Raw genomic sequence first — 6,462 nt, forward strand, 5'->3', positions numbered from 1 at the left:
GGCGGGCCTGTCTGCGGATCCCCGGCCCGGTGGGACCTACGTTGCCCGCATGAGCGTCCTTGCCGAGCGTCACCGGGCCGACGGGACCCACGGACGGCGCGCGCTGGTGCGGGGCGCCCTGACCGGGGCCGTGGCCCTGGGCGCCGGTCTGGCGGCCGGCGGCGGTTCCACCGGGGCCGGCTCCCGGAGCGGCCCCTACGGTCCGCGGCCCGGCACCCCCGAGGCGGCGCTGCGGGAGCTGGCCGCGGGAAACGCCCGCTGGCGCACCTTCCACGAGCGGCACCCCGACGCCACCCGGACCGTACGTCAGGCGCTGGTCGGGGGACAGCACCCGTTCGCCGTCATCCTGGGCTGCGTCGACTCCCGCGTACCGCCGGAGCTGGTCTTCGACCAGGGGCTCGGCGATCTGATGACCGTACGGTCCGCCGGTGAGGTGCTGGACGACGCCGTGCTCGGGAGCATCGCGTTCGGCGTCGTGGAGCTGGGCATCCCGCTGGTGGTCGTCCTCGGGCACCAGTCCTGCGGGGCCGTGACCGCCGCCGTCCGCGCCACCGAGCGGCTCGACCAGCTGCCGGGCCACCTGCGCTACCTGGCGCAGCAGATCCGTCCGGCCGTCGACCGGACGCTGCGCCGGGACGCGCGCGTCGATGCCGCGGTCACCCAGAACGTACGGCTCGTCCGCTCCCGGCTGGCGGCCGAGCCCGATCTCGCCGCCCGGGTCGCCGCCGGGAAGCTGGCCGTGATCGGGGCACGGTACGAACTCACCAGCCAGCGGGTGCGCCGGATCCGCTGAGCGGATCTCCGCGGCCGCCAGCACCCCGCCCGGGGACGGTCAGGTCTCCTCCGGGCCGGACAGGGGCTGCTCGGACCAGATGACCTTCCCCTCGGGTGTGTACCGGGCTCCCCAGCGGCGGCTGAGCTGGGCCACCAGGAACAGGCCGCGGCCCCCTTCGTCGGTGGTCTTGGCGTAGTGCAGCCGCGGCGAGCTGCTGCTGCCGTCGAAGACCTCGCAGGTCAGCACCCGGTCGTGCAGGAGCCGTACCCGGACCGGCTCGGCGCCGTGCCGGATCGCGTTGGTGATGAGCTCGCTCAGCACCAGCTCGGTCCCGAAGGCGAGCTCTCCCAGGCCCCACTCCTCCAGCTTCTCCACGGCCACGGCCCGCATGGCCCCGACCGCGCTCGGCTCGAACGGGACCTCCCACTCGGCGATCCGCTCCGGGGGCAGGGCCGAGGTCCGCGCGACCAGCAGGGCCACGTCGTCGCGCGCACGTACCGGCAGCAGCTGCTCCAGGACCGCCCGGCAGGTCTCCTCGGGCCTGCGGTCCGCGTGTGCCAGGGCCGCGCGGAGCCGTGCCAGCCCCTCGTCGATGTCCCGGGCCCGGTCCTCGATCAGCCCGTCGGTGTAGAGCACCAGCTGGGTGCCCTCGCTCAGGTCCAGCTCCGCCGACTCGAACGGGAACCCGCCGAGCCCCAGCGGCGCGCCCGCGGGCAGCTCCGGGATCTCCACCGTGCCGTCCGGGCGCACCACCGCCGGCGGCATGTGGCCGGCCCGCGCCACCGTGCAGCGCTGGGTCACCGCGTCGTACACGGCGTAGAGGCAGGTGGCCCCGATCAGGCCGCCCTCGGCCCCGTCGCCGTCCACGCTCTGGTCGATGTACTGGACGAGGTCGTCGAGGCGGGCGAGGAGCTCGTCGGGCGGCAGGTCCAGGGAGGAGAAGTTCAGGACGGCCGTGCGCAGCCGGCCCATGGCCGCGGCGGCGTGCAGGCCGTGCCCGACGACGTCGCCGACGACGAGGGCGACCCGGGCGCCCGGCAGCGGGATCACGTCGAACCAGTCGCCGCCCACCCCCGACTGCGCGGGCAGGTAGTAGTGCGCGACCTCCACGGCGCTCTGCTCGGGCAGGTCGCGCGGCAGCAGGCTGCGCTGGAGGGTCACCGCGAGGGCGTGCTCGCGGGTGTAGCGGCGCGCGTTGTCGATGCTGACCCCGGCGCGGGCGACGAGCTCCTCGGCCAGTGTCAGGTCCTCCTCGTCGAACGGCTCCTTCTCGGCGCGCCAGAAGTTGACCACGCCGAGGACGACGCCGCGGGCCTTCAGGGGCGCCGTGATCAGGGAGTGGACGCCGTAGTCGATGATGGCCCGGGCCCGGGGCGGGTCCTGGGCGTGCCAGCCGGGCGCCTCGGTCAGATCGGTCACGAGCTCGGCGCGGCCGCTGTTCAGCCCCCGCGCCTGGGGCGTGGACGGCAGGAAGTCGATCAGCCGGCCCCGAGGGTAGAGCGGCACGTCCTCCCGGATGCCGCTCACCCCCGTCCGGCGCAGGTCGATCTTGACGCTCGTGGGCTCGTCGCCGAGCAGGACGGGTTCCGCCAGATCGACGGTGACGAAGTCCGCGAAGCGGGGGACGGCGACGTCCGCGAGCTCCTGGGCCGTCTGCTTCACGTCCAGGGTGGTGCCGACGCCGACGCCCGCGTCGTACAGCAGCCTGAGCCGTTTGCGGGCCGCCTCGGCCCGGGTGCTGAGCACCTGCATCTCGGTGGAGTCGCGGATGGTGACGGCCGTGCCCTCGGGCCTGCCGCGGGGCCGGGTCGGACGCTGGTTGACGACCAGCAGCCGGTCCCCGGCCTCGTGCACCTCGTCGGTGGCCACCCGGCCGGACAGCAGCAGGTCGGCCATCTGCCGGTCGAGCCCCGACAGCTCCCGGATGTGCTGGCCCTCGGCGTCGGGCGGCAGCCTGAGAAGACGTTTCGCCTCGTCGTTGGCGAGGAGCAGCCGGCCCCCGCCGTCGGTGATCAGCACGCCCTCGCGGACGGAGTGCAGCACCGCGTCGTGGTGCTCGTACATGCGGGTCATCTCGAGGGGGCCGAGCCCGCGGGTCTGGCGGCGCAGCCGCCGGCTGATCAGTGCGGCGCCGGCGGTGGCCAGCGCCAGGGCGACCGCGCTGGTGCCGAGGATGAGGGGCAGCTGCCGCTGGAAGACGCCCGTGACGTTCTTGACGGTGAGCCCGGCCGACACGAGGCCCACGACCGGGCCGCCGTCCTTGTACGGGTCGGCGAAGACGGGCACGACGGCCTGGATCTCCTGGCCCAGGGGGCCCTTCACGCTCTCGGTGTACACCTGGCCGGCCAGGGAGGGCGCGATGGTGCCCACGAACCGTTTGCCGATGCGGTCGGGCAGCGGATGGGTGTAGCGGATCCCCTGGTCGTTCATCACGACGATGAAGTCCACCCCGGCGTCCTTGCGCGTCACCTCGGTGAGCGGCTGGAGGATCTTGGAGGGGTCGGGTGCCCGGAGCGCCTGGCGCAGCCCCAGCGAGTGGGCGAAGGTCTGCGCGACCGCCACCGAGCGGGTCCGGGCCTCGCGGTCCACGTCGTGCCGGGACTGGAGTACGAGGGCGAGTACGGCACCGGCGGCGAGCAGCACCACGATCGCCACCTGAAGGACGAAGACCTGTCGGGCGACGCTGCGCGGGCGCTTTTGGCTCAGTGACCGCACCGACGTCCCCGGCACGGGTTGCAAGGATGGGCCACGAGACCATTTGTAGCACTGTCGGTGGTCCGCGGCCGGGCGCGCCGCGACCGCGGCCCGGGCGCGCCGTCAGTCGCCGCGGCTCTCCCGCCAGGTCCTGAGGACGTCGTCGACGTCGAACTCGGTGAGGTGGAGGGGCGGTCCCGGCGGCGGCCTGCGCAGGGCCGCGCGGATCTTCTCGTTGACCGCGGTGAGGATGTCGCGCGCCTGGCGCTCCGATCGGGCCGCGCGCACCGCCTCCAGGGCGTCCTCGGCCTCTTTGCGCAGGGCGAGCGCCGGCGGCAGGGCGGCGAAGCCCTCGCGGTGCATCTTGTCCTTGATCCACCACAACTCGTCGTACGGGGCGTCGATCGCGGCGAGGGGCTTGCCGTAGCCCGGCAGCTTCTCGAATTCGCCGCGCTCGGCGGCCTCCCTGATCTGCCGGTCCACCCAGGACTCGACGCTCACGCCCGGTGGCTTGCGCTCGGTCACGGTCCCTCCTCGACGTCCCTGCGGTCAGCGTAGCGCCGGGGCGGCCGTCGGCCCGGGAATTTATCTTGACGTCAAGATTATTCTCCGGCAGGCTGCGCAAAGTATCTCGACATCGAGATACTTTTACCGGGGGATGCGGAGGAACGGACATGAGGCGGCAGCGCGGTGCGGGGAAGCGGACGGGCGGGCGGGACGGAGCCGGACTGCTGGCGCAGTTGCGGCGGCCACCCGGCGGCCGGGACGCCCGGATCATGCTGTTCGCCCAGTTGCTGGACCGCACCGGGACAGGGGTGTGGGGCGCGTCCTGCGTCCTGTTCTTCACCTTCGTGACCGGTCTCGACGGGCGGCAGCTGGGCCTGCTGCTGGGCGCGGCCGGAGTGGCGGGCGTCGCCGGCTCGCCGCTGGCGGGCCACCTGGCCGACCGCTTCCCCGTACGCACGCTGCTGATCGGTTGCCACCTGCTGCGCCTCGGCACGATCAGCGCGCTGCTCGTGGTCACCCGCTTCGACGTGCTGCTGCTCGTCGTCGCCGTGACCTCGCTCGGCGACCGGGCCGCCAAGATGCTCGAGATGCTCTTCGCCACGCGGGCGGCGGGCGAGCGGCGCGGCACGTACCAGGCGCTGTCGCGGAGCGTGGCGAACGCCGGCTACGCGCTGGGCGCGGGCCTGGCCGCCCTCGGCCTGGCCGTCGGCACCCGCGGTGCGTACCAGGTCCTGATCCTGGGCGACGCGCTGTCGTTCCTCGCCGCCGCGGCGCTGGTGTGGCGCACCCGGGAGTGCGGCGCAGGCCGGCGGGGTGCGGCCCCCGCGGCCGCCGCACCGGGGGCGGCCGGTGCGGCCGCGGGCCCCGGTGGGGAGGCCGCCGGCGCCGGAACCACGGCCGCCGATGCCGGTGCCCCGGACGATCAGCCGCCGGCGGCCCGGAGCCCGTGGCGGGATCGCGGCTATCTGCGGTTCGTGCTCCTGGACATCCCGCTGTGCCTGGACGACTCGATCCTGGGGGTCGGGCTGCCCCTGTGGCTGGTGGGCCACACCGACGCGCCGCACGCCGTGGTCCCCGCCTTCCTCCTCCTCAACACCGTGCTCGTCGTGGTTCTGCAGATGACCGTGTCCGCGCGGGTCCGCCTGCCCCGTCAGGCCGCCGCGGCCGCCCGGCTGTACGGGCTGGTGCTGCTCGGCTGCTGCGCGCTCATCGCCCTCACCCCCCGACACGGTGCCTGGGCCGCCTCGATCGCCCTGCTGGCGGCGGCCGGGCTCGTCACGGCCGCCGAACTGCTGCGCTCCGTGAGCTCCTGGGAGCTGGCCGTTTCCCTCGCCCCCCGGGAGGCGAGGGCCTCGTACCTGGGTGTGGCGGGCATGTCCCAGTCCCTACAGAAGTCGGCCGGGCCGGTCCTGCTGACCGGCGCCGTGATGACGGCCGGGCCGGCGGGCTGGCTGGTGCTCGGTGCCGCGGTCGCCGCCGTCGCCGTCGTCCAACGCCGTTCCGCGCTGCGGCGACTGGCCGCCATGGGGGCCGTGGAGGCCGGCCGGACCGCGGGGGCGGTGGACGCCGCGCCGGCCGGCGCCCCCGCCCGGACGGGCGGCGATCCCGCCCCGGTGTCCTGAGATCCCGCTTGCGCCCCGCGTTTTCCCGACCAGATTCCCCAGTCGAAGGGACAAGTTCCCCTATCTCCCGGGAACGGCGGAAATCTAGCCTCGCTACTGCCTGTCCGCGACTGGGATCACTGTGCGAGGGGGAAGCGTGGCTGTTCGGGAGGTCGGTGTTCTGGCGATCGGTGCGGGGCCGGCGAATTTGGCGCTCGCGGTGGCCATCGAGGAGTCCGGATCCGCCGAATTGGCGGACGGAACGCTGTTGTTGGAGCAGGGCCCGGACGTCAAATGGCAGCGGGACCTGCTGATGCCGTGGGCGCGCAGCCAGGTGTCCTTCCTGAAGGACCTGGTGACGCTGCGCAATCCGTCGAGCAGGTTCACGTTCCTCAATTTCCTGCACGAGCAAGGCCGGTTGGACGAGTTCGTGAACCTGGGCACCTTCCACCCGTACCGGTGGGAGTTCTCCGACTACCTCCAGTGGGTCGCCACGTCGCTGGAGAGGGTGGAGATCCGTTACGGCGCCCGGGCCGCGCAGGTCGACCCGGTGGTGGACGCGGACGGATCGGTGTCCGGGTGGCGCGTCCTGCTCACCGACGGGGACGAGATCCGCTGCCGCGATCTGGTGGTGGGCGGCGGCCGTGACCCGCGGGTCCCGGAGGTGTTTTCCTCCCTGCCCGACGACCGGCTGATCCACAGTGCGCAGTACCGGACGCGCATTGCACGCATTCCACGGGACGAACCCGTCCGGGCGGTCGTGGTCGGCGGGGCGCAGAGCGCGGCGGAAATGTTCTACGCCCTGCACGAGAACCTGCCGCAGAGCCGGGTGACGATGCTCGTCCGGTCGATCGGGCTGCAGAATTACCAGACGAGCAAGTTCGT

5 protein-coding genes are annotated in these 6,462 nt (G+C 73.6%); 3 read left to right on the top strand and 2 right to left on the bottom strand.

Annotated features, from left to right (window positions below):
- Positions 1 to 49: 49 nt before the first annotated feature.
- A complete protein-coding gene (locus tag ACIPK4_RS20140) occupies positions 50 to 793 on the top strand; it encodes a carbonic anhydrase (protein ID WP_402314365.1) in 744 nt (247 codons plus the stop codon).
- A 39-nt stretch (positions 794 to 832) separates the two neighbouring features.
- Here ACIPK4_RS20140 and ACIPK4_RS20145 read toward each other — a convergent pair whose 3' ends face one another.
- Together ACIPK4_RS20145 and ACIPK4_RS20150 are read right to left on the bottom strand one after the other, a co-directional pair.
- Positions 833 to 3,490: a SpoIIE family protein phosphatase gene (locus tag ACIPK4_RS20145; protein WP_402314413.1), complete on the bottom strand. Its 2,658-nt coding sequence runs from the start codon at positions 3,488 to 3,490 to the stop codon at positions 833 to 835.
- Positions 3,491 to 3,592: 102 nt separating this feature from the next.
- Complete coding sequence (locus tag ACIPK4_RS20150; protein WP_402314367.1) at positions 3,593 to 3,994, bottom strand: DUF1992 domain-containing protein; 402 nt, start codon at positions 3,992 to 3,994, stop codon at positions 3,593 to 3,595.
- Positions 3,995 to 4,143: 149 nt separating this feature from the next.
- Here ACIPK4_RS20150 and ACIPK4_RS20155 point away from each other — a divergent pair, with 149 nt between their 5' ends.
- Together ACIPK4_RS20155 and ACIPK4_RS20160 are read left to right on the top strand one after the other, a co-directional pair.
- Positions 4,144 to 5,598: an MFS transporter gene (locus ACIPK4_RS20155; RefSeq protein ID WP_402314368.1), complete on the top strand. Its 1,455-nt coding sequence runs from the start codon at positions 4,144 to 4,146 to the stop codon at positions 5,596 to 5,598.
- 136 nt (positions 5,599 to 5,734) lie between these two features.
- The coding region (locus ACIPK4_RS20160) for a SidA/IucD/PvdA family monooxygenase (protein WP_402314371.1) at positions 5,735 to 6,462 on the top strand (728 nt) is incomplete at its 3' end.

The organism is Streptomyces sp. NPDC086989 (assembly GCF_044745505.1).
Taxonomy (GTDB): Bacteria; Actinomycetota; Actinomycetes; order Streptomycetales; family Streptomycetaceae; genus Streptomyces.

Bases quoted from the DNA above. Each gene is read 5' to 3' on its own strand.
- ACIPK4_RS20155 (WP_402314368.1), top strand. From the start codon at position 4,144: ATGAGGCGGCAGCGCGGTGCGGGGAAGCGGACGGGCGGGCGGGACGGA.
- ACIPK4_RS20140 (WP_402314365.1), top strand. From the start codon at position 50: ATGAGCGTCCTTGCCGAGCGTCACCGGGCCGACGGGACCCACGGACGG.